The sequence below is a fragment of the Hydrogenophaga sp. genome, from assembly GCF_026125825.1.
Classification (GTDB): domain Bacteria; phylum Pseudomonadota; class Gammaproteobacteria; order Burkholderiales; family Burkholderiaceae_C; genus Hydrogenophaga.
This window is the reverse complement of record NZ_JAHCKK010000081.1, coordinates 1-19,938: the sequence shown is the minus strand read 5'-3', so window position 1 is coordinate 19,938 and position 19,938 is coordinate 1. Positions and strand designations below refer to the sequence as shown.

Annotated in this window: 20 protein-coding genes and 1 pseudogene; 7 read left to right on the top strand and 14 right to left on the bottom strand. The window is 64.9% G+C overall.

Annotation, left to right across the window (positions count from 1 at the left end; genetic code table 11):
* The 4 genes from KIT86_RS19730 to KIT86_RS19715 form a co-directional block, all read right to left on the bottom strand.
* A partial coding sequence (locus KIT86_RS19730) for an insulinase family protein (RefSeq protein ID WP_297401517.1) occupies positions 1 to 271 on the bottom strand: 271 nt, incomplete at its 3' end.
* The gene (gene thrC, locus KIT86_RS19725) at positions 268 to 1,689 is read right to left on the bottom strand and encodes a threonine synthase (protein ID WP_297401515.1); all 1,422 of its coding nucleotides are present in this window, start codon (positions 1,687 to 1,689) and stop codon (positions 268 to 270) included. The genes KIT86_RS19730 and thrC, both read right to left, overlap by 4 nt.
* On the bottom strand, positions 1,689 to 3,011 hold the full coding sequence (locus KIT86_RS19720) for a homoserine dehydrogenase (protein ID WP_297401513.1): 1,323 nt from the start codon (positions 3,009 to 3,011) through the stop codon (positions 1,689 to 1,691). The genes thrC and KIT86_RS19720 overlap by 1 nt, the downstream gene beginning before the upstream one ends.
* 27 nt (positions 3,012 to 3,038) lie before the next feature.
* Complete coding sequence (locus tag KIT86_RS19715; protein ID WP_297401511.1) at positions 3,039 to 4,265, bottom strand: pyridoxal phosphate-dependent aminotransferase; 1,227 nt, start codon at positions 4,263 to 4,265, stop codon at positions 3,039 to 3,041.
* 137 nt (positions 4,266 to 4,402) lie between these two features.
* On the opposite strand from KIT86_RS19715, the gene KIT86_RS19710 reads away from it, so the two are divergent.
* The 3 genes from KIT86_RS19710 (at position 4,403) to KIT86_RS19700 (ending at position 7,377) form a co-directional block, all read left to right on the top strand.
* A complete protein-coding gene (locus tag KIT86_RS19710) occupies positions 4,403 to 4,783 on the top strand; it encodes an Mth938-like domain-containing protein (RefSeq protein WP_297401509.1) in 381 nt (126 codons plus the stop codon).
* A gap of 171 nt (positions 4,784 to 4,954) precedes the next feature.
* Positions 4,955 to 5,431 (top strand): peroxiredoxin, encoded by a 477-nt coding sequence (locus KIT86_RS19705; RefSeq protein ID WP_291132382.1) that lies wholly within the window; start codon positions 4,955 to 4,957, stop codon positions 5,429 to 5,431.
* 197 nt (positions 5,432 to 5,628) lie between these two features.
* The gene (locus KIT86_RS19700) at positions 5,629 to 7,377 is read left to right on the top strand and encodes a PhoH family protein (protein WP_297401506.1); all 1,749 of its coding nucleotides are present in this window, start codon (positions 5,629 to 5,631) and stop codon (positions 7,375 to 7,377) included.
* 66 nt (positions 7,378 to 7,443) lie between these two features.
* On the opposite strand, the gene dnaB is transcribed toward KIT86_RS19700, so the two are convergent.
* From dnaB to ppsA, 10 genes are all read right to left on the bottom strand, one after another.
* Positions 7,444 to 8,883, bottom strand: a complete 1,440-nt coding sequence (gene dnaB / locus KIT86_RS19695) for a replicative DNA helicase (RefSeq protein ID WP_297401504.1) — start codon at positions 8,881 to 8,883, stop codon at positions 7,444 to 7,446.
* A 174-nt stretch (positions 8,884 to 9,057) separates the two neighbouring features.
* Positions 9,058 to 9,510 carry a 50S ribosomal protein L9 gene (rplI, locus tag KIT86_RS19690; RefSeq protein ID WP_297401501.1) on the bottom strand — a complete coding sequence of 151 codons (453 nt, stop codon included), beginning with the start codon at positions 9,508 to 9,510 and terminating at the stop codon, positions 9,058 to 9,060.
* A gap of 13 nt (positions 9,511 to 9,523) precedes the next feature.
* A complete protein-coding gene (gene rpsR / locus KIT86_RS19685) occupies positions 9,524 to 9,805 on the bottom strand; it encodes a 30S ribosomal protein S18 (protein ID WP_177139773.1) in 282 nt (93 codons plus the stop codon).
* Between the two features lie 12 nt (positions 9,806 to 9,817).
* A complete protein-coding gene (gene priB / locus KIT86_RS19680) occupies positions 9,818 to 10,105 on the bottom strand; it encodes a primosomal replication protein N (RefSeq protein WP_297401496.1) in 288 nt (95 codons plus the stop codon).
* A 24-nt stretch (positions 10,106 to 10,129) separates the two neighbouring features.
* Entirely contained in the window at positions 10,130 to 10,516 is a 387-nt protein-coding gene (rpsF, locus tag KIT86_RS19675) for a 30S ribosomal protein S6 (protein ID WP_297401494.1), read from the bottom strand.
* A gap of 130 nt (positions 10,517 to 10,646) precedes the next feature.
* The gene (locus KIT86_RS19670) at positions 10,647 to 11,120 is read right to left on the bottom strand and encodes a hypothetical protein (protein WP_297401492.1); all 474 of its coding nucleotides are present in this window, start codon (positions 11,118 to 11,120) and stop codon (positions 10,647 to 10,649) included.
* Positions 11,121 to 11,334: 214 nt separating this feature from the next.
* Positions 11,335 to 13,017, bottom strand: coding sequence for an MFS transporter (locus KIT86_RS19665; protein ID WP_297401490.1), 1,683 nt, complete (start codon positions 13,015 to 13,017; stop codon positions 11,335 to 11,337).
* Positions 13,018 to 13,143: 126 nt separating this feature from the next.
* A complete protein-coding gene (locus tag KIT86_RS19660) occupies positions 13,144 to 15,207 on the bottom strand; it encodes a VC_2705 family sodium/solute symporter (RefSeq protein ID WP_297401488.1) in 2,064 nt (687 codons plus the stop codon).
* Complete coding sequence (locus tag KIT86_RS19655) at positions 15,200 to 15,472, bottom strand: DUF4212 domain-containing protein (RefSeq protein ID WP_297401486.1); 273 nt, start codon at positions 15,470 to 15,472, stop codon at positions 15,200 to 15,202. Before KIT86_RS19655 ends, KIT86_RS19660 begins: the two co-directional genes overlap by 8 nt.
* 63 nt (positions 15,473 to 15,535) lie before the next feature.
* Positions 15,536 to 17,929 (bottom strand): phosphoenolpyruvate synthase, encoded by a 2,394-nt coding sequence (ppsA, locus tag KIT86_RS19650; RefSeq protein ID WP_297401484.1) that lies wholly within the window; start codon positions 17,927 to 17,929, stop codon positions 15,536 to 15,538.
* 165 nt (positions 17,930 to 18,094) lie between these two features.
* Between ppsA and KIT86_RS19645 the strand changes: the two genes are divergently transcribed.
* From KIT86_RS19645 to actP, 4 genes and pseudogenes are all read left to right on the top strand, one after another.
* The gene (locus tag KIT86_RS19645; RefSeq protein ID WP_297401482.1) at positions 18,095 to 18,916 is read left to right on the top strand and encodes a pyruvate, water dikinase regulatory protein; all 822 of its coding nucleotides are present in this window, start codon (positions 18,095 to 18,097) and stop codon (positions 18,914 to 18,916) included.
* Positions 18,917 to 19,035: 119 nt separating this feature from the next.
* The gene (locus tag KIT86_RS19640) at positions 19,036 to 19,245 is read left to right on the top strand and encodes a hypothetical protein (RefSeq protein WP_297401480.1); all 210 of its coding nucleotides are present in this window, start codon (positions 19,036 to 19,038) and stop codon (positions 19,243 to 19,245) included.
* A 105-nt stretch (positions 19,246 to 19,350) separates the two neighbouring features.
* A complete protein-coding gene (locus KIT86_RS19635; protein ID WP_297401478.1) occupies positions 19,351 to 19,659 on the top strand; it encodes a DUF485 domain-containing protein in 309 nt (102 codons plus the stop codon).
* A pseudogene (gene actP / locus KIT86_RS19630) lies at positions 19,656 to 19,938 on the top strand (cation acetate symporter); the annotation flags it as partial. The gene KIT86_RS19635 and the pseudogene actP, both read left to right, overlap by 4 nt.

Below are 19,938 nucleotides of genomic sequence, written 5' to 3'. Positions count from 1 at the left end.
TGGTGGCGTGATAGGCCGTGGTCTCGCGGCCGGTATAGGCGTTGAGGCTGCCGCCGACGGTCTCGATCTCCTCGGCGATGCCGCGCGCGGTGCGCCGCCTGGTGCCCTTGAACGCCATGTGCTCGAGCATGTGCGCCAGCCCGTTGCGCTCCCCGCTCTCGTGCCGCGCGCCGGCGGCGATCCACACGCCCAGCGCCACGGTCTCGACCGAGTCCATGGTGTCGGTCACGACACGCAATCCGTTGTCGAGCGTGGTGAGGCGGACGCTCATCGCGGCACCGGGGTGGTGTCCATCAGCTGCTGCAGCGCCTGCAGGTCGTTGCCCAGCACCGTACAACGTTCGGGACGCTTGTAGAGATCCGCCAGCCGCTCGGGCAGCTCCGGCCGCTTGCCCACCGCTTTCTCGACGGCGTCGGGGAACTTCGCGGGATGCGCGGTGCCGAGCACGACCATCGGCAGGGACGGATCGCCGCGCTTCTGGCGCGCCACGGCGTAGCCGATCGCGGTGTGCGGATCGAGCAGCTCGCCGGTGTCGCGCAGCGCCTCGGCGATGACGCGCAAGGTGCCGGCATCGTCGAGGCGGCCGGCGTCGAAGATGCCGCGCGCGCGCAGGAGCTGCGCGGCGCTGGCGCGCATCGTGCCGGTGGCGCGGAACGCGGCCATCGCCTTGGCCAGCGCGCGGCCGTCGCGGTCGAACAGGTCGAACAGCAGGCGCTCGAAATTGCTCGACACCTGAATGTCCATGCTGGGCGACAGCGTCGCCTCGACGGCGGCCATGCTCTGCGCGCCGCTCTCGATGAAGCGCGCCAGGATGTCGTTGCTATTGGTTGCTATGATCAGCCGGCCGATCGGCGCACCCATCTGCTTGGCGGCGTAGGCGGCGTAGATGTTGCCGAAATTGCCCGTCGGCACGCAGAACGACACCGGCCGCTCGGCCGAGCCCAGGCGCGCCGCGGCGGCGGTGTAGTAGACGATCTGCGCCATCACCCGCGCCCAGTTGATCGAGTTCACCGCCGTGAGCCGGTGATGGTCGCGGAAGGCGAGATCGTTGAAGCAGGCCTTGGCGAGATCCTGGCAGTCGTCGAAACTGCCGGCCACGGCGATGTTGCCGACGTTGGGGGCGAGCACGGTGGTCATCTGGCGGCGCTGCACCTCGCTGGTGCGGCCGTCGGGGTGGAGGATGACGATATCGACGCGGGCGCGGCCGGCGCAGGCCTCGATGGCGGCCGAGCCGGTGTCGCCGGAGGTCGCCCCCACGATCGTCACGCGCTGGTCGCGCTCGGCCAGCACGTGGTCGAACAGGTTGCCGAGCAGCTGCATCGCCATGTCCTTGAAGGCCAGCGTGGGGCCATTGGACAGGGCTTCCAGGTAGAAGCCGTCTTCGAGCTTCTTCAGCGGCACGATCTGCGGCGTACCGAACACCGCCTCGGTGTAGGTCTTCTCGCAGAGCGCGCGCAGATCGGCCGCGGGAATGTCATCGATGAACAGCGACAGGATCTCGAACGCCAGTGCGGCATAGCCTCCGGGCCGCCCGCCATTGAACGCCTCGCGCAAGCGCTGCAGCGCGATGGCATCCACCTGCGGGTAACGCTCGGGCAGATACAGACCGCCATCGGGCGCCAGGCCTTCCAGCAGGATTTCACAGAAACGCTTGCGGTCCGCATGACCACGGGTCGAGAGGTAACGCATCAGTTGAGCTCTTCCTTGCGGATGCGCACGATGGGTGCCAGCACGGTAGGCAGCGTCTGCAGCTGGGCCAGGGCGTCGTTCATGGTGCCCTCGCGCGTGTCGTGCGTGAGGATGATGAGGTCGGTGGACGTGCCACCTTCGCCACTCACCTCGTCGGCCTCGCGTTGCAGCACCGCATCGATGCTGATGCCTGCGCCGGCCAGCAGGCCGGTGACCTTGGCCAGCACGCCAGCCTGATCGGCCACGCGCAGCCGCAGGTAGTAGCTCGTCACCACTTCGCTCATCGGCAGCACGGCGACATCGCTCAGGGCGTCGGGCTGGAAGGCCAGGTGCGGCACGCGGTGGTGCGGGTCGGCCGTGTGAAGGCGGGTGATGTCCACCAGATCGGCAATGACCGCGCTGGCGGTGGGTTCGCTGCCCGCGCCCTTGCCGTAGTACAGCGTGGTGCCCACGGCATCGCCGTTCACCACCACGGCGTTCATCGCGCCCTCCACGTTGGCGATCAGGCGCTTGCTCGGCACCAGGCTCGGGTGCACGCGCAGCTCGATGCCTTGCGCCGTGCGCTTGGTGATGCCCAGCAGCTTGATGCGGTAGCCGAGCTGCTCGGCGTACTTGATGTCGGTGGCGCCCAGCTGGGTGATGCCTTCCACGTAGGCCTTGTCGAACTGCACGGGAATGCCAAAGGCGATCGCACTCATGAGCGTGACCTTGTGGGCCGCGTCCACGCCTTCGATGTCGAAAGTCGGGTCCGCTTCGGCGTAGCCCAGGCGCTGCGCCTCCTGGAGCACGGCGGCGAAGTCCAGGCCCTTGTCGCGCATCTCGGAGAGGATGAAGTTGGTCGTGCCGTTGATGATGCCGGCGATCCACTGGATGCTGTTGGCGGTGAGGCCCTCGCGCAGCGCCTTGATGATGGGGATGCCACCGGCCACGGCGGCCTCGAATGCCACCATCACGCCCTTGGCCGACGCGGCCGCGAAGATTTCGGTGCCGTGAACGGCCAGCAAAGCCTTGTTCGCGGTGACCACGTGCTTGCCGGCGGCGATGGCTTCCATCACCAGGGCCTTGGCGATACCGTAGCCGCCGATGAGCTCGATCACGATGTCGATCTCGGGGTTGGCGATCACGGCGCGCGCGTCGTTCACGACCTTCACACCAGGGCCCACGATGGACTGCGCACGGGCCACGTCAAGGTCGGCCACCATGGTGATCTCAATGCCACGACCGGCGCGCCGGCGAATCTCCTCCTGGTTGCGCTGAAGCACGTTGAAGGTGCCACTGCCTACGGTGCCTATGCCCAGGAGGCCTACTTGGATCGGTTTCATGTCGGTCATGGTTGGGAAGCGGAAAAATCAGGTGCCGTGGCGTTTTCGCCAGCCCTCGAAAAACTTGGCCACGCGGTGGATGGCCTCGCGCAAGTCGTCCTCGTGCGGCAGGAACACGATGCGGAAGTGCTGGTTGTCCGGGTAGTTGAAACCGGAGCCCTGCACCAGCATCACGCGCGTTTCCTGCAGCAGCTCCAGGAACATCTGCTGGTCGTCTTCGACCGGGTACATCTTCGGGTCGAGCTTGGGGAACATGTAAAGCGCGGCCGAGGGCTTGACGCAGCTCACGCCTGGAATGGCGGTGATGAGTTCGTAGGCGAGGTCGCGCTGGCGGCGCAGGCGCCCGCCTTCGCACACAAGGTCGTTGATGCTCTGGTACCCACCCAGCGCAGTCTGGATCGCCCACTGCCCCGGCACGTTCGCGCACAAGCGCATGTTCGAGAGCATGTTCAGGCCCTCGATGTAGTCCCTGGCGGGCTTTTTGTTGCCCGAGACCACGAGCCAGCCTGCGCGGTAGCCGCAGGAGCGATAGCTCTTGGACAGCGAGTTGAAGGTCAGCGTGAGCACGTCGTCCGACAGGCTGGCGATGGCGGTGTGTTTGGCACCGTCGTACAGGACCTTGTCGTACACCTCGTCGGCAAAGATCACCAGCCCATGCTCGCGCGCCAGCTCCACGATGGCCTTGAGCAGATCGTCCGAGTACAGCGCGCCCGTGGGGTTGTTCGGGTTGATCACCACGATGCCCTTGGTCGCTGGCGTGATCTTGCGGCGGATGTCGTCGAGGTCGGGCATCCAGCCGTTGGACTCTTCACACATGTAGTGCACTGGCGTGCCACCCGACAGACTGGCCGCGGCCGTCCATAGCGGGTAGTCCGGCGCCGGCAGCAGCAGCTCGTCACCATTGTCCAGCAGTGCATTGGTCGCCATCACGATGAGCTCGCTCGCGCCATTGCCGAGGTAGATGTCCTCCAGGGCCACGCCCTTGATGCCCTGCTTCTGCGTCTCGTGCATCACCGCCTTGCGCGCCGCGAAGATGCCCTTGCTGTCGGAATAGCCCGCCGAATTGGGCAGGTTGCGGATCATGTCCTGCTGGATCTCCTCCGGCGCATCGAAGCCGAACACCGCCAGATTGCCGATGTTGAGCTTGATGATCTTGTGGCCTTCCTCTTCCATCTGACGGGCCGCGTCCATGATGGGTCCGCGGATGTCGTAGCAGACGTTGGCAAGCTTGGCGGATTTCTGGATGCTTTTCAAAGTCCCTCCGGAGGGGGTTGTGGGTCATGACCAACACGCCCCGCCGAGGTGCGCCGGGCGTTATATTCGGTCTCGTCAGCAGGGAAAACCTGCAATTTGACCACAGATCCCCTGCCCTTCTGATCCACAGCCTCCCCATGAAACTTCACGCCGACAAGCTGGACACACAGTCCATCACCGCCTATGGCGAGGGGTGGATCGCCGTGAACGGCCAGCGCCATGTCGGCAGCCTCGTGCTGGCCTCGGGCGGCCAGTTGACGCCGTGGGCGTGCCAGCGCTTCGAGGACCTCACCGCCGAGCACTTCGAGCAACTGGCCAGCACCATGCCGGAAGCCCCGGAACTGGTGGTGTTCGGCAGCGGCGCCCGCTTGCGCTTTGTGCGGCCCGCGCTGTTGCAGGGACTGATGGAGCGGCGCATCGGCGTGGAGACCATGGACACCGCCGCCGCCTGCCGCACCTACAACATCCTGGCCGGGGAAGGCCGCCGTGTCGTGGCGGCGCTTTTGATCGAAAGCTGAAACGCACCCGTTCCCCTGTCCGGTCGAACCGTGACGGAATGGCCCAATCAGGGTAAAATAGCGGATTGTTTCCTGCCACGGCCCCCTTTTGCATGTCCAGTGCAGGGCATGCCGTGAAGCATCCGGGAAGCCAACGAATCACCACCAACTTACGTCAGGGGTCCACGCAGTATGGCAGTCGTTGTCAACAAACCCATTCCCGAATTTGAATCGCAGGCCACCGGTGGCGTGAAGGTCAGCAATCAGACGCACCTTGGTCAGACCATCGTTCTGTATTTCTACCCCAAGGACAACACGCCCGGTTGCACGACCGAGGCAATGCAATTCCGCGACAAGTACAAGGATTTCGTCAAGGCCGGTGCGCAGGTCTTCGGCGTGTCGCGCGACAACATGAAGTCGCACGATGACTTCAAGACCAAGCTCGAACTCCCCTTCGAGCTGATCGCCGACACCGAAGAGAAGATGTGCCACATGTTTGGTGTGGTGAAGAACAAGATCATGTACGGCAAGAAGGTCAAGGGCATCGAGCGCAGCACCTTCCTCATTGGCCCGGACGGCGTGCTCAAGCAGGAATGGCGCGGCCTGAAGGTGCCCGGTCACGTGGAAGACGTGCTCAAGGCCGTCAAGGCGCTGAAGAAGGCCGCCTGAGCCCGTCTGCAACAAGAGGAAGGGATCCGCCTTGAGGCGAGGATTTCCGGGTCACACGACTCGTGCATAATGAATTCATGACAACGGGAAGCTTTTCAGCCCCACCCTCTTTCGACAAGCTCCGCAGCTCACAAAGCCGCCCGGTTTTCCTGGCGGCTTTTTGTTTTCCGGCCCCGCGCTGACACCACCATCCCTCCATGCCACTGCCTCCCGCACCCTCCAAACGCGCAGCCCTGCTAGCCCCCGACGCCTACTCCCTTCGAGCCGCCGAAGAGCCTCTGGACTTGAACCCTGTTCTGGAACCGTCCACACCGGTCGCCGCCCTCTCGCCGGCGGGTTCGATGCCCAAGGGCCAAGGGCGGGGCCGAAAACCCTCGACGACCGCCCCGAGCGCCCGCGCCGACGCGCCGAAGGCCCCCGCACGCCCTGCGCCGCCGGTCGAGGCCAAGGCGCCGGAAGTGCACCAGCCCGTCACCGAGGCGCCTGCCGAGCCTCGAACCCCGGTGGCTCCGGTCGCGAGCAACCGCCGGCGAACCGCAGGCAAGGCCGGCAACGGGCCGGCGCGCTTGTTCGTGCTCGACACCAATGTGCTGCTGCACGATCCCACAAGCCTGTTCCGCTTCGAGGAACACGACATCTTCCTTCCCATGATCGTGCTGGAGGAGCTCGACGGGCACAAGAAAGGCATGACGGAAGTGGCGCGCAATGGCCGCCAGACCAGCCGCACCCTTGACGCCCTGGTGGCCCAGCAGGGTGGCGACATGGCCAAGGGCCTGAAGCTCTCGGCCACCGGCCACCAGTCGGCACGCGGCCTGTTGTTCTTCCAGACCGAGCCGCTGGACAACGCCCTGCCCTCCAGCCTGCCCCAGGGCAAGGCCGACAACCAGATCCTGGGCGTGGTGCATGCCCTGCGCGAGCGGCAGCCGCAACGCGAAGTGATTCTGGTGTCGAAAGACATCAACATGCGGGTGAAAGCCCGGGCGTTGGGACTTGCAGCCGAGGATTACCAGAACGACAAGACCCTGGATGACGGCGAGCTGCTTTACGCAGGTGCCCTGGCCCTGCCCCAGGATTTCTGGACGCGCCAGAGCAAAACCATCGAGAGCTGGCAAAGCGGCAGCCACACGTTCTACCGTGTGAGCGGGCCTGCGGTGGGCCAGTTCTACATCAACCAGTTCGTGTATTTCGAAGCACCCGGCGAACCCTCGCTGTACGCCCGCGTGACCGAAATCCGCGACAAGACCGCGGTGCTCAAGACGCTGAAGGACTACACCCATCTGAAAAATGCGGTATGGGGTGTGACCAGCCGCAACCGCGAGCAGAACTTCGCCCTGAACCTGCTCATGGACCCGGAGATCGACTTCGTCACACTGGCCGGCACGGCAGGCACTGGCAAGACGCTGATGGCGCTGGCCAGCGGCCTGACCCAGGTGCTCGATGATCGCCGTTACACCGAGATCATCATGACGCGCGCCACCGTGAGCGTTGGTGAGGACATCGGCTTCCTGCCGGGCACCGAAGAGGAAAAGATGGGCCCCTGGATGGGCGCGCTCGACGACAACCTCGAGTTCCTGGCCAAGGGTGACGGCGGCAACGCCGGTGAGTGGGGCCGTGCGGCCACCAATGAACTCATCCGCAGCCGCATCAAGGTCAAGAGCATGAACTTCATGCGTGGGCGCACCTTCATGAACCGGTATGTGATCATCGACGAGGCGCAGAACCTCACGCCCAAGCAGATGAAAACGCTGATCACCCGCGCCGGTCCGGGCACGAAGATCATCTGCATGGGCAACCTTGCGCAGATTGACACGCCGTACCTCACGGAGGGATCGTCGGGCCTGACCTATGCCGTCGATCGCTTCAAAGGCTGGCCGCACGGCGGGCATATCACGCTGGCGCGCGGCGAGCGCTCTCGCCTGGCCGATTTCGCCAGCGAAGTGCTCTGATCCAAGGGCCGTCCATCCCATGAAAAACCCGGCCAAGGCCGGGTTTTTCATGTGCGCTGTCCGCCCTCAGTAGTCGCTGCCTCCCCCCATGCCACCGCCGGCCAGGCTTTCAAAGCGGGTGAGCATGTTGAGGAAGGCCAATTTCACGGTGCCCGTGGGACCATTGCGCTGCTTGCCGATGATGATCTCGGCCACGCCCGGCTCCTTGCAGTTCTCGCGGTTGTAGTACTCGTCGCGGTAAATGAACATGATGATGTCCGCATCCTGCTCGATGGCGCCGGACTCGCGCAGGTCCGACATCATGGGGCGTTTGTCGGTGCGCTGTTCCACCGACCGGTTGAGCTGGGAGAGCGCGATCACCGGGCACTGAAGCTCCTTGGCCAGCATCTTCAAGCCCCGCGAGATTTCGCCCAGTTCGGTCGCGCGGTTGTCGCCTCCGGCCGCGCCGGAACCACTCATGAGCTGCAGGTAGTCGACCACGATCAGGCCCAGCTTGCCGCACTGCCGGGCCAACCGCCGGGCATTGGCCCGCAGCTCGCTGGGCGTGAGGCCCGGCGTCTCGTCGATGTGAAGCGACACGGTGCGCAGCTTTTCGATCGCCTCCGTCAGGCGAGGCCATTCGTCGTCGGTGAGTTTGCCGGTGCGCAGGTGCCCCTGGTTGATCCGGCCGATGGAACCAACCACCCGCACGGCCAACTGCGAGGCACCCATTTCCATGGAGAACACGGCCACGGGCAGTCCCTCGTTCAAGGCCACGTGCTCGGCGATGTTGATCGCGAAGGCGGTCTTGCCCATGGAGGGCCTCGCCGCCAGCACCACGAGGTCACCTGCCTGCAAACCGGAGGTCATGCGGTCCAGATCGATGAAGCCGGTAGGAACGCCGGTCACATCCGCCGGGTTGTCCGCCATCTCCTGCACCCGATCGAGCAGGTCAACCACGAGCTTGTCCATGCTCTGGAAGCCCTCTTTCATCCGCGAGCCTTCCTCGCCGATTTTGAAGACCTTCTGCTCGGCCTCGTCGAGAATCTTGGCGACCGGCCGTCCCTGCGGATTGAAGGCAGCGGTGGCGATTTCATCGCTGGCGGCCACCAGTTTGCGCAGGATCGCGCGCTCGCGCACGATCTCGGCATAGCGGCGGATGTTCGCCGCGCTCGGCACGTATTGCGCAAGCGAGTTGAGGTACGCCAGCCCACCGGCCTCTTCGGCCTTTCCCAGGTTCTGCAGGTGCTCGAACACCGTCACCACGTCGGCGGGCTTGCTGGCGTTGACCAGGGTGGCGATCGCAGAATAGGTCAGCCGGTGCTCGTGCCGGTAGAAATCGGAGTCGTTGATCAGGTCGGCCACGCGGTCCCAGGCGCCGTTGTCGAGCAACAGGCCACCGAGCACGCTGGACTCCGCCTCGATCGAGTGTGGGGGGACCCGCAACTGGGCGACTTGACGATCGCCCACGGGGTCGTCAAAACCCGCGTCAAAGTCGGGGAAGGGACTGGAGAAGGCAGTGGACATGGAGGTATCGCAGCTAAAGAGCGATGGTACGCCCCGGGGGATGGATCAGGGGTGGACAACCCTGTGGAAAACCAGTGTGAATCGCGTGCACAGTCCGGGATAACACGCCTGCGCGGCGCAAAAAAAAGCCGCGGCCCGAAGGCAGCGGCTTTTTGGCAGAACGCTGCGCGGAACTCAGGCGGTCTCGCCCAGCACCGACACGTTGACGTCGACCGTCACATCGGTATGCAGGTTCACGCTGAGCGTGTAATCGCCCACGTTCTTGAGCGGGCCGTTGGGCATGCGCACGTCGGACTTGGCCACAGCGAAGCCTTGCTTGTTCAGCTCGTCGGACACGTCGCGGTTGGTCACGGAGCCGAACAGACGGCCGTCCACGCCCGCCTTTTGCGACAGCTTGACCGTGATGCCAGCCAGCTTCTCGCCCAGGGCCTGGGCTTGCGCCAGGGTGGCGGCAGCCTCTTTCTCGAGCTTGGCGCGGTTGGCTTCGAATTCGGCGATGGCTTGCGCGGTGGCGCGACGAGCCTGGCCCGTGGGAATCAGGAAGTTGCGGGCGTAGCCGTCCTTGACCTTGACCTTGTCGCCAAGGGCGCCGACTTTGGCAACTTTTTTGAGCAGGATGATTTGCATGTCAGGCTCTCTTTCAGACGCGGTGCTGGTCGCTGTAGGGCAGCATGGCCAGGAAGCGCGCGCGCTTGATGGCGGTGTTGACCTGGCGCTGGTAGAAGGCACGGGTGCCGGTCAGGCGCGCGGGGATGATCTTGCCGTTTTCGGCGATGAAGTCACGCAGGACATCGATGTCCTTGTAGTCGACTTCTTCGACGTTGGCCACGGTGAAGCGGCAGAAGCGCTTGCGCTTGAAGAGCAGCGACTGGGTGTTGCGCTTCGGGCGCTTGTCTTTGTTGAAACGTTTGGGTGCAGCCATGATGGGGCCTTCCTATGTTTTGCTGAAATCTTGGATGTGGAACACCACGCCTTTGCCATTGCGCGCATTCGTCATGAAACCGTGAAATTCACAAACCGCATCCAGACCCTGTCGGGAGAGGATTTCGGCCTGGGCACCGAAGGCCACGGCCCTCAGTTGCAACTTCACCCGCCTGGGGGTGTCCATCTCGACGACCTGGGACTCGTGCTCCAGCACAAGGTTGACGGCCGGGATGCCAGCCGGTGTGTAACGCAGGCTCTGCACCTGCACCACCACGGCGGACAACTGAAGAAGGTTCACCCGATGACGATTGGCGCCGCGGACTTAAGCGGCGGCCTGCTCCTGCGACTGGTGCGGGGCCGGCTGTTGAAGCTTGCGGGCTTCTTCGCGCTCGACCGACTTCATCATGGCCGAAGGACCGGTGTCGGCCTTCTTGCGCAGCACGGTGAGGTGGCGCAGCACGGCGTCGTTGAACTTGAACGCGTGCTCGAGCTCGGCCATCACGGCCTGATCGGCCTCGATGTTGACGCACAGGTAGTGGGCCTTGGACAGCTTGTTGATCTGGTAAGCCATCTGGCGACGGCCCCAGTCTTCCACACGATGGATCTTGCCACCACCAGTGGTGATCATGCCCTTGTAACGCTCCAGCATGGCCGGAACCTGTTCGCTTTGGTCCGGATGGATCAGCAAAACGATTTCATAGTGACGCATAGACACTCCTTGAGGATGAGCCGTGGAAGTCCACGGCGGGATTCAGCCACCCGCCGCGTCTGGAAGCGGTGTGGCAAGGCGAAAAGCTCACGATTATAGCAAATCGCGGGTTTTAAGCGCCCCGGTCCCCTCAGCGGTCGTTCAGCGCCCGGTCCAGGGGCACGAACTTCTCGGGGCCGACCGCCTCGCGGATGCGGGGAGCCAGCTCCAGCAGTTGCTCGTAGTTGCCGGCGGCCTCCACCGCCAGGTTCAGGCGAAACCCCCTCAAGCCCAGGCTGGCGGTCAGCCGGGTGGCGATGGGATAGGCGTCCTGGTAGCGCTGCATCGGGCTGCGCGCAGGCTGCTCACCGGCCCCTCCGTCCAGGGCCATGGCCGTCACCTGCCCGGCCGCCGAGGCCTGGGGCGCCGAGTCGGTGATCAACCCGAGCGCGAACAGCTGCTCGACGTCTTCCTGGGACACCCCCATGGCGGCCGATGCCGCGAGCAACTCCGGCAGGGAGCGGCGGCCGTCGACCAGGATGAAGACCGACCGTTGCCGCGGCGTCAGCGGCACCGACCGGTCTTTCAGGACCTGGAGCCCGGTTTCGGTTTTCGCAATGCTCATGGGTTCTCTCAAGGAAGCGCCACCACGGGGTGGTTTGTACCGGTCACCCGGATGATTCAACGTGGAAGTTGGATGAAACGAGCTTTACATGCGACTGGCGGCATTTGAATTGGGGTTTATCCATACCGGAGCACCCATGAGAAAAGCCCGCGCGGGGCGGGCTTTGTGAGGAAAGTCGCACCCGCTGTCAGGCGGGTGCGACTCGCGGACCTGCTCAGTCCTTGGCGTAAATGTCCACGTCCTTGGTCTCGCGGATGAAGATCATGCCGATGATGAACGTGCCAGCGGCGACGATCACCGGATACCAGAGCCCGTAGAAGATGTCGCCGGTTGCGGCCACCATGGCGAAGGCCGTGGTGGGCAGCAAGCCGCCGAACCAGCCGTTGCCGATGTGGTAAGGCAAGCTCATCGACGTGTAGCGGATGCGCGTGGGGAACATCTCCACGAGCATGGCCGCGATCGGGCCGTACACCATGGTCACCAGGATCACGAGGAACACCAGGATCACCAGCACCATGCCCTTGTTCATCTTGGCTGGGTCTGCCGGCGTCGTGAGGCCTTCGGCCTTGGCGGCATCGGTCAACGCCTTGCGGAAGTCTGCAATGGCCTTGGCGCTGTCAGGCGCGAAGGCATCGCGCTTCTCGTTGAGCGTGCCCACCGGCGAATTCAGCACCTTGTCGCCCATCGTGACCGTCGCGGGCGCGCCGACCGGGCCCTGCACGCTGACATACGGGATGTACGACTGCGTGAGCGCGCGCTTGGCGATGTCGCACGAGGTGCGGAAGTCGATGTCGCGTGCGATCGGGCTGCCCTGGAACGAGCACTCCTTCAGGTCGGCGGTCACCGTGACCTTGCTCGCCTTCTGCGCCGCCACCAGCGCCGGGTTGGCGTAGTTCAGCAGCATCGGGAAGACCGTGAAGTAGGTCAGCGCGGCGATCAGGCAGCCGCCCATGATGATGGGCTTGCGGCCGATCTTGTCGGACAGCATGCCAAACACGATGAAGAACGGCGTACCGATCAGCAGCGAGGCGGCGATCATCAGGTTGGCGGTGGTGGCGTCCACCTTGGCGATCGTGGTGAGGAAGAACAGCGCATAGAACTGCCCCGTGTACCAGACCACGGCCTGGCCGGCGGTGAGGCCCAGCAGCGCCAGGATCACAACCTTCAGGTTCTTCCACTGGCCGAAAGACTCAGTCAGCGGCGCCTTGGAGGTCTTGCCTTCGGACTTCATTTTCTGGAACGCAGGCGACTCGTTGAGGCTCAGGCGGATCCAGACCGAAATGCCCAGCAGCAGAATGGACACCAGGAACGGAATGCGCCAGCCCCATTCGCCGAAATCCTTGTCGCCCATGGCGGTGCGCACGCCCAGGATCACCAGCAGCGACAGGAACAGACCCAGCGTGGCCGTGGTCTGGATCCATGCCGTGTAGGCGCCCCGTTTGCCGTGCGGCGCGTGTTCGGCCACGTAGGTCGCGGCTCCGCCGTACTCACCACCGAGCGCCAGGCCTTGCAGCATGCGCAGGATGATCAGGATGACCGGAGCGGCCAGGCCGATGGACGCGTAGCTGGGCAACAGGCCCACGATGAACGTGGACGCACCCATGATGAGGATGGTCACCAGGAACGTGTACTTGCGCCCGATCATGTCGCCCAGGCGGCCAAAGAAGATCGCACCGAACGGCCGCACCAGGAAGCCCGCAGCGAAGGCCAGCAAGGCAAAGATGTAGGCGGATGTTGGATCCAGGCCGGAGAAGAACTGGCGCGCGATGATGGCCGCCAGCGAGCCGTAGAGATAGAAGTCGTACCACTCGAAAACCGTCCCTAGAGAAGAGGCGAAGATCACCTTTCTCTCCTCCTTGGTCATCGGTGCAGAAGCACTGGCCGTCGAAGTTGCCATGATGTTGAAGTCTCCTAAGTTAGATGGCTGGCACAAGATGCCATCGCAGTGTTTTAGGAGCGTCTGACAAGAAACTGACAGCGCACGCGCTGAGCCCGTCAGGGGCCTCGGAACTGGTGTAAACCCCTAAGCGCCTGTGCGCTTGCGGCGCTGCAACAAGCTCAGCAGGCCGATCACGGCAAAGCCCACCGGCACCCCGAAGACCCCAGCCGAGAGCGGTTGGATGCCAAACCAGAGATCCTGCCCGGCGGGCAGCGCGAAGAAGGCTCGAACGGAGGGCGCGTTGACCATCATGTAGACCACGGTCGTGCCCAGCCCGATCAGCATGCCGGCCACGGCGGCCGCTGCGGTGGTGCGGGACCAGAAGATGCCCATGATCATGGCCGGCACGAAAGCCGAGGCGGCCAGCGAGAACGAGGAGGCCACCAGCGGCAGGATTTCGGCGGGTTTGAGCGCCGCCACGAACGCGGCCAAGGTGGCCACGCTCAACAGGGCGAACTTGGAGAGGATCACACGCTGCTCGGGCGTGACGTTGCGTTTGACCTCATGGCAGTAGGTGTCGCGCACCAGCGAATTGCTGATCGTCAGCAGCAGGCCGTCGGCGGTTGACAGCGCCGCCGCCAGCCCCCCTGCGGCCACCAGGCCCGAGACCACGTAGGGCATGCCACCGAGTTCGGGGGTCGCGAGCATGATCACATCGGCCCCGAGGCGGAGTTCACCGAACTGCAGGATGCCGTCGCCATTGATGTCGCTCACCGAGACCAGCGAGCCGTCCATGCGCGCCCATTGCGCGATCCAGGGTGGCAGGGCATCGAAGCTGCTGCCCACCACGTTGTGCATCACTTCGTACTTCACCAGCACCGCCAGCGCGGGAGCGCTCAGGTACAGCAGGGTGATGAAGAACAACGACCATGCCACGGAAGAGCGCGCCGAAGCCACCGATGGCGTGGTGTAGTAGCGGGTGAGCAAATGCGGCAGGCCCGCCGTGCCCACCATCAGGCAGAACATCAGAGCCAGGAAGTTCGCCCGCGAGTTCTGGAAGGTCTCGCGCTCGGCGGGCGTGCCATGCGGGTCGCCCGCAAAAGCCTGGCTGTGCGGCATGAGCCCGCCCAGCGGCCGGGAGCGCTCCTCGCTTTCCTGCATGGCGCGCGTCCACCGCTCCCGTGCCGTCGCCACATCGGGCGGCAAAGCCGCCAGCTCGCGCGTGGCCGCGGCCACCAGCTCCATGTCGGCGTTCTGGGACTTGAGCGTGCGGACGCGCTCTTGCTTGGTGGCGCGTTCGTGCTTGAGCGTGCCTTCCACATCCTGCAGCCACACGGCGTACTCGCGCGCGCGCCGCGCGAACTCGTCCTGCACTTGCTTCTCCGCAGGCGAGGCTTTCAGCTGCTGCTCCAGCTGGGTGATCTTCTCGATCTGCGCGCCGTAGACGAGTGGCGCCAGCGGGTTGCCCAGCTGCTTGTATGCCAGCCACGACACCGGGATGAGAAAGGCGAGCAGCAGGATGATGTACTGCGCCACCTGGGTCCAGGTGATGGCCCGCATGCCGCCGAGAAACGAGCACAGCACCACCCCGCCCAGGCCGAGCATGATCCCGATCTCGAACTGCACGCCGGTCAGCCGCGAGGCCACCAGGCCGATGCCGTAGATTTGCGCGACCACATAGGTGAAGGAGCACAGCACGGCCGAAAACGCCGCGATGCGCCGCGGCCAACGCCCGCCGAAGCGCTCCTTGAAGTAGTCCGGCACGGTGTACAGATTGAGCTTGCGCAGGTGGGGCGCGATCAGCAGCGCCACGAGGCAGAAGCCGCCCGTCCAGCCCAGCACGTAGGCCAGCCCGCCGGCCTGCGCCTCGGTGCCCCCAAAGCCTTGCAGGTAGAGCCCACCGGCCAGACTGATGAAGGAGGCCGCGCTCATCCAGTCGGCGGCAGCGGCCATGCCGTTGTAGACCGGGGGAATGCGCCGCCCGGCCACGTAGTACTCCTCGGGGTCGGCGGTGCGGCCATAGATGCCGATCCCGCCGTACATCATCACCGTGGAAAACAGGAAGATGGGGCCCAGCCAGCGCCGGGACAGGCCGCTCTGCTCGGCCCAGGCCATCAGCAGCAGGAAGGCGATGAGGGCAAGAACGTAGAACGCCAGGATGCGGTGCAAACGGCGTTTGTAGGCGGCGTAGGCGGGGCTGTCAGCCATCCCCGGCCTCGCCCGCCTCGCCGCGCGACTCCTGTGCCTCCAGGCGGCTCATGACACTGGCATAGACCACCACGATGACGATGAACACCAGGACCCCGCCCTGGGCCGCCATCCAGAAGTGCAAGGGCCATCCCATGACGACCACACTCAGCTCCCGCGCGAAGTAGCAGACCCCGAACGACGCGAGCACCATGACCGACAGCAACACCGCCTTGAGCGCCAGGGCGCGGCGGTCGTGTTCGTCGGTCGTGGGGCGCTCGGACATCAGCGGATCATCGCACCCGGGCGGCTCGCGCCGCCTAGGTATTTGCTCGCAGCAGCAAGGCGATCACTCCTTGGCGAGCTGTTTCCAGGTGTCGATCACGCTGTCGGGATTGAGCGAGATCGAGCTGATGCCCTCGTCGCGCAGCCACTCGGCGAAATCGGGGTGGTCGCTGGGGCCCTGGCCGCAGATGCCCACGTACTTGCCTTCGGCCTTGCACGCGCCGATGGCCATGGTGAGCATGGCCTTGACGGCCGGGTCGCGCTCGTCGAAATCGTGCGCCAGCAGCTCAAGGCCCGAATCGCGGTCCAGGCCCAGCGTGAGCTGGGTCAGGTCGTTGGAGCCGATCGAGAAGCCGTCGAAGAACTGCAGGAACTCCTTGGCGAGCACCGCGTTGCTGGGGATTTCGCACATCATGATGACCTTGAGGTCGTTCACGCCGCGCGCCAGGCCCTTCTCGGCCAGCAACCCCGTCACGCGCTCAGCCTGCGCCAGGGTGCGCACGAACGGCACCATCACCTGCACGTTGGTCAGCCCCATGTCCTCGCGCACGCGCTTGAGCGCCTCGCACTCCATGGCGAAGGCTTCGCGGAACTCGTGGCTGACATAGCGCGCCGCACCGCGGAAACCGAGCATGGGGTTCTCTTCCTCGGGCTCGTAGCGCGACCCTCCCACCAGCTTGCGGTACTCGTTGCTCTTGAAGTCCGACAGGCGGACGATCACGGGCTTGGGCCAGAAGGCCGCCGCGATGGTGGCGACGCCTTCGGCCACCTTGTCGACGTAGAACGCCCGCGGTGAAGCATGGCCCCGCGCCACGGACTCCACCGCCTTCTTCAGGTCCGCATCGACGTTCGGGTAGTCGAGGATGGCCTTGGGGTGCACGCCGATGTTGTTGTTGATGATGAACTCCAGCCGGGCCAGGCCCACGCCGCCATTGGGGATCTGGGCGAAATCGAAGGCCAGCTGGGGGTTGCCCACGTTCATCATGATCTTCACGTCCAGCGCCGGCATGTCGCCACGCTGCACCTCGGTGATCTCGGTCTCGAGCAGGCCGTCGTAGATGTTGCCCGTGTCGCCTTCGGCGCAGCTCACGGTGACCAGCGTGCCGTCCTTGAGAAGGTCGGTCGCGTCGCCGCAGCCCACCACCGCCGGAATGCCCAGCTCGCGCGCGATGATGGCGGCGTGGCAGGTGCGTCCGCCCCGGTTGGTCACGATGGCGCTGGCGCGCTTCATCACCGGCTCCCAGTTCGGGTCGGTCATGTCGGTCACCAGCACATCGCCGGGCTGCACCTTGTCCATCTCGCTGATGTTGTGCACCAGGCGCACGGGACCAGTGCCGACCTTCTGGCCGATCGCGCGACCGCTGGCCAGCACGGCGCCCTTGCCCTTGAGCTTGTAGCGCACTTCGGTCTTGCCAGCGCTCTGGCTTTTGACCGTCTCGGGCCGGGCCTGCAGGATGTAGATCTGGCCGTCGGTGCCGTCCTTGCCCCACTCGATGTCCATCGGGCGGCCATAGTGCTGCTCGATCACCAGCGCGTATTTCGCCAACTGCTCGACGTCGGCATCGCTCAGGCTGTAGCGGTTGCGCTGCTCCACCGGCACGTCGATGGTCTTCACCAGCTTGCCGCTGCCGGCCTTTTCCTCGGGCGTGCTGAACACCATCTGGATCAGCTTGGAGCCCAGGTTGCGCCGGATCAGCGCGCGCTTGCCGGCCTTGAGCATGGGCTTGTGCACGTAGAACTCGTCCGGATTCACCGCGCCCTGCACCACCGTTTCACCCAGGCCGTAGCTGGAGGTGATGAAGACGACGTCCTCGAACCCGCTCTCGGTGTCGATGGTGAACATGACGCCGGCCGCGCCGGTGTCCGATCGCACCATGCGCTGCACGCCGGCAGACAGCGCCACGTCGGCATGGGCAAAGCCCTTGTGCACGCGGTAGCTGATGGCGCGGTCGTTGTAGAGCGAGGCAAACACCTCCTTCATCTTGTGCAGCACCTCTTCGATGCCCACCACGTTGAGGAAGGTCTCCTGCTGGCCGGCGAACGAGGCGTCGGGCAAGTCCTCGGCGGTGGCCGAGGAACGCACCGCGAAGGAGGCCTTGGCGTTGCCGGCGCTCAGGGTTTCGAAGGCGTCGCGGATCGCCTTTTCCAGGTCGGCCGGGAACGGCTGGTTCTCGACCATGGCGCGGATCTCGGCGCCGGCCTGCGCCAGGGCGCGCACATCCTCGGTGTCCAGCTGGTCCAGCCGGGCATTGATCCGCTCGGTCAGGCCGTCGTGCTTGAGGAATTCGCGAAAGGCATGCGCCGTGGTCGCGAAACCGGTCGGCACCTTCACGCCGGTGGGCAGTTGCGAAATCATCTCGCCGAGGCTGGCGTTTTTGCCGCCGACGGACTCGACATCGCTCATTCGCAGTTTTTCGAACGGCACGACCAGATCGGTCGCTCCAAACAGCTGGGACATGGGAAAGCTCCTAAGGTTGAAAAACCGGGGTTCCAAGCGCCAGCGGGGCGACCTGTTGTTCTGTTGTGGGTCCGACGCGGGGCAGGGAAGCAGATACGGGGGCGCCTGCGGCAGGATAATGGCTGGCGCAGACACAACACACAGCATTGTAAGGACGCGGCCCCCATGCCCAATCGAACGGTCTTCTTCATCTCGGACGGCACCGGCATCACGGCCGAAACCTTCGGCAACGCCATCCTGAACCAGTTTGAGGCGACCATGCGCCGTGTCAGGCTGCCATTTCTGGACAGCGTGGACAAGGCGCACCAGGCCGTGCGGCAGATCAACCACGTGGCCGACGTCGAGGGCAAGCGCCCGCTGGTCTTCACGACGGTGGTCGACATGGACGTGCTGTCGGTGTTCCGCACCCAGTGCAAGGGCGTGCTGCTGGACATGTTCGGCACCTTCGTCGCCCCCCTGGAGCACGAGCTTGGCATCAAGTCCAACCACCGCGTGGGCCGCTTTTCAGACGCCTCCAAGAGCCAGGCCTACCACGACCGAATCGAAGCCATCAATTTCTCGCTGGCCCACGACGACGGCCAGAGCCACAAGGACCTGGAAGGCTCGGACGTGATCCTGGTGGGGGTGAGCCGCAGCGGCAAGACCCCGACCTCGCTTTACCTGGCGATGCAATACGGCCTGAAGGCGTCCAACTACCCGCTGATCCCCGAAGACTTCGAGCGCCGCCAGCTCCCCCCTGCCCTGGTGGCGCACCGCAAGAAAATCTTCGGCCTGACGATCGCACCGGAGCGGCTGAGCGAGATCCGCAACGAGCGCCGGCCCAATTCGCGCTATGCGCAGCTGGACAACTGCCGCATGGAGGTGGCCGAGGCGGAGGCCATGATGCGCCGCGAAGGCATCCGCTGGCTCTCCACCACCACGAAATCGATCGAGGAAATCGCCACCACGATCCTGCAGGAGATCCGGCCCGAGCGGCTGGAGTACTGAGCGCCCGGCCCAGGGGCTGTCAGAAAGACGTCAGCCAGTGCCCGAAAAATGGGCTGGCGGGCCCTGCCCGCACCCGCCCTTCCATGCCCTTGCGGCAGACGCCAACCCATACACGAGACATGATCAAGATCTTCATCGCCTTCGCCATCTTCGCCGTTATCAGCTTGTTCGCGCTCATGAAGGGCGGCGACATCGACATGGGCGGCGAAAAGCACGGCATGGACGCGCCGCACACCGAAAAAGCCGCACCTGCCGCACCTGCCGCACCTGCCGCACCTGCCGCACCTGCCGCACCCGCATCGCCTGCACCGGCCGAACAGCCCAAGTAAGCCAGGCACAAGGCGCGGGTCAGTTCCGCGTCAGTCTGGGGTCAGTGCTCCGTAAGTGCCAGGTCCTACGCTTCATGTCACCCGAAATCAACACGAGAGACATGCATGGACGAGAGCCTGGTTCAACGGATCGCGAGCAACCCCACCTACCTTCAACTCAAGGCCAGAAGATCGCGCTTTGGGTGGTGGCTGACACTGGCGATGATGGTCGTCTACTACGGCTTCATCCTGCTGGTGGCGTTTGACAAAGCCCTGCTGTCGCGGCACACGGGCGATGGCGTGATGACCGTGGGCATCCCGCTGGGTTTTGGCGTGATCGTCTTCACCATCGTCATCACGGCGGTGTACGTCAAGCGCGCCAACACCGAGTTCGACGAACTCTCCGCGGCCGTGGCCAAGGCGGTGCAACGATGAGCCGCCTGCCCACCATCACACGGCGCGCGCTCACGCTGCTCGCGCTCGCCAGCGTGTCCGTCGCGGCCTGGGCCGCCGGCGCCGACCTCGGCCAGGCCGACAAGCAGCCCACCAACTGGACGGCCATCGGCATGTTCGGCCTCTTCGTGCTGGGCACGCTCTACATCACCAAATGGGCGGCGGCCAAGACCCGCTCCGCATCGGACTTCTACACCGCCGGCGGCGGCATCACGGGCTTCCAGAACGGCCTGGCGATCGCGGGCGACTACATGTCGGCCG

What these genes read in the sequence shown, in the direction of transcription:
- thrC (WP_297401515.1), bottom strand. Translation starts at nt 1,689, where the DNA reads ATGCGTTACCTCTCGACCCGTGGTCATGCGGACCGCAAGCGTTTCTGT.
- KIT86_RS19720 (WP_297401513.1), bottom strand. Translation starts at nt 3,011, where the DNA reads ATGAAACCGATCCAAGTAGGCCTCCTGGGCATAGGCACCGTAGGCAGT.
- KIT86_RS19710 (WP_297401509.1), top strand. Translation starts at nt 4,403, where the DNA reads ATGAAACTTCACGCCGACAAGCTGGACACACAGTCCATCACCGCCTAT.
- KIT86_RS19705 (WP_291132382.1), top strand. Translation starts at nt 4,955, where the DNA reads ATGGCAGTCGTTGTCAACAAACCCATTCCCGAATTTGAATCGCAGGCC.
- KIT86_RS19700 (WP_297401506.1), top strand. Translation starts at nt 5,629, where the DNA reads ATGCCACTGCCTCCCGCACCCTCCAAACGCGCAGCCCTGCTAGCCCCC.
- dnaB (WP_297401504.1), bottom strand. Translation starts at nt 8,883, where the DNA reads ATGTCCACTGCCTTCTCCAGTCCCTTCCCCGACTTTGACGCGGGTTTT.
- rplI (WP_297401501.1), bottom strand. Translation starts at nt 9,510, where the DNA reads ATGCAAATCATCCTGCTCAAAAAAGTTGCCAAAGTCGGCGCCCTTGGC.
- rpsR (WP_177139773.1), bottom strand. Translation starts at nt 9,805, where the DNA reads ATGGCTGCACCCAAACGTTTCAACAAAGACAAGCGCCCGAAGCGCAAC.
- rpsF (WP_297401494.1), bottom strand. Translation starts at nt 10,516, where the DNA reads ATGCGTCACTATGAAATCGTTTTGCTGATCCATCCGGACCAAAGCGAA.
- KIT86_RS19670 (WP_297401492.1), bottom strand. Translation starts at nt 11,120, where the DNA reads ATGAGCATTGCGAAAACCGAAACCGGGCTCCAGGTCCTGAAAGACCGG.
- KIT86_RS19665 (WP_297401490.1), bottom strand. Translation starts at nt 13,017, where the DNA reads ATGGCAACTTCGACGGCCAGTGCTTCTGCACCGATGACCAAGGAGGAG.
- KIT86_RS19660 (WP_297401488.1), bottom strand. Translation starts at nt 15,207, where the DNA reads ATGGCTGACAGCCCCGCCTACGCCGCCTACAAACGCCGTTTGCACCGC.
- KIT86_RS19655 (WP_297401486.1), bottom strand. Translation starts at nt 15,472, where the DNA reads ATGTCCGAGCGCCCCACGACCGACGAACACGACCGCCGCGCCCTGGCG.
- ppsA (WP_297401484.1), bottom strand. Translation starts at nt 17,929, where the DNA reads ATGTCCCAGCTGTTTGGAGCGACCGATCTGGTCGTGCCGTTCGAAAAA.
- KIT86_RS19645 (WP_297401482.1), top strand. Translation starts at nt 18,095, where the DNA reads ATGCCCAATCGAACGGTCTTCTTCATCTCGGACGGCACCGGCATCACG.
- KIT86_RS19640 (WP_297401480.1), top strand. Translation starts at nt 19,036, where the DNA reads ATGATCAAGATCTTCATCGCCTTCGCCATCTTCGCCGTTATCAGCTTG.
- KIT86_RS19635 (WP_297401478.1), top strand. Translation starts at nt 19,351, where the DNA reads ATGGACGAGAGCCTGGTTCAACGGATCGCGAGCAACCCCACCTACCTT.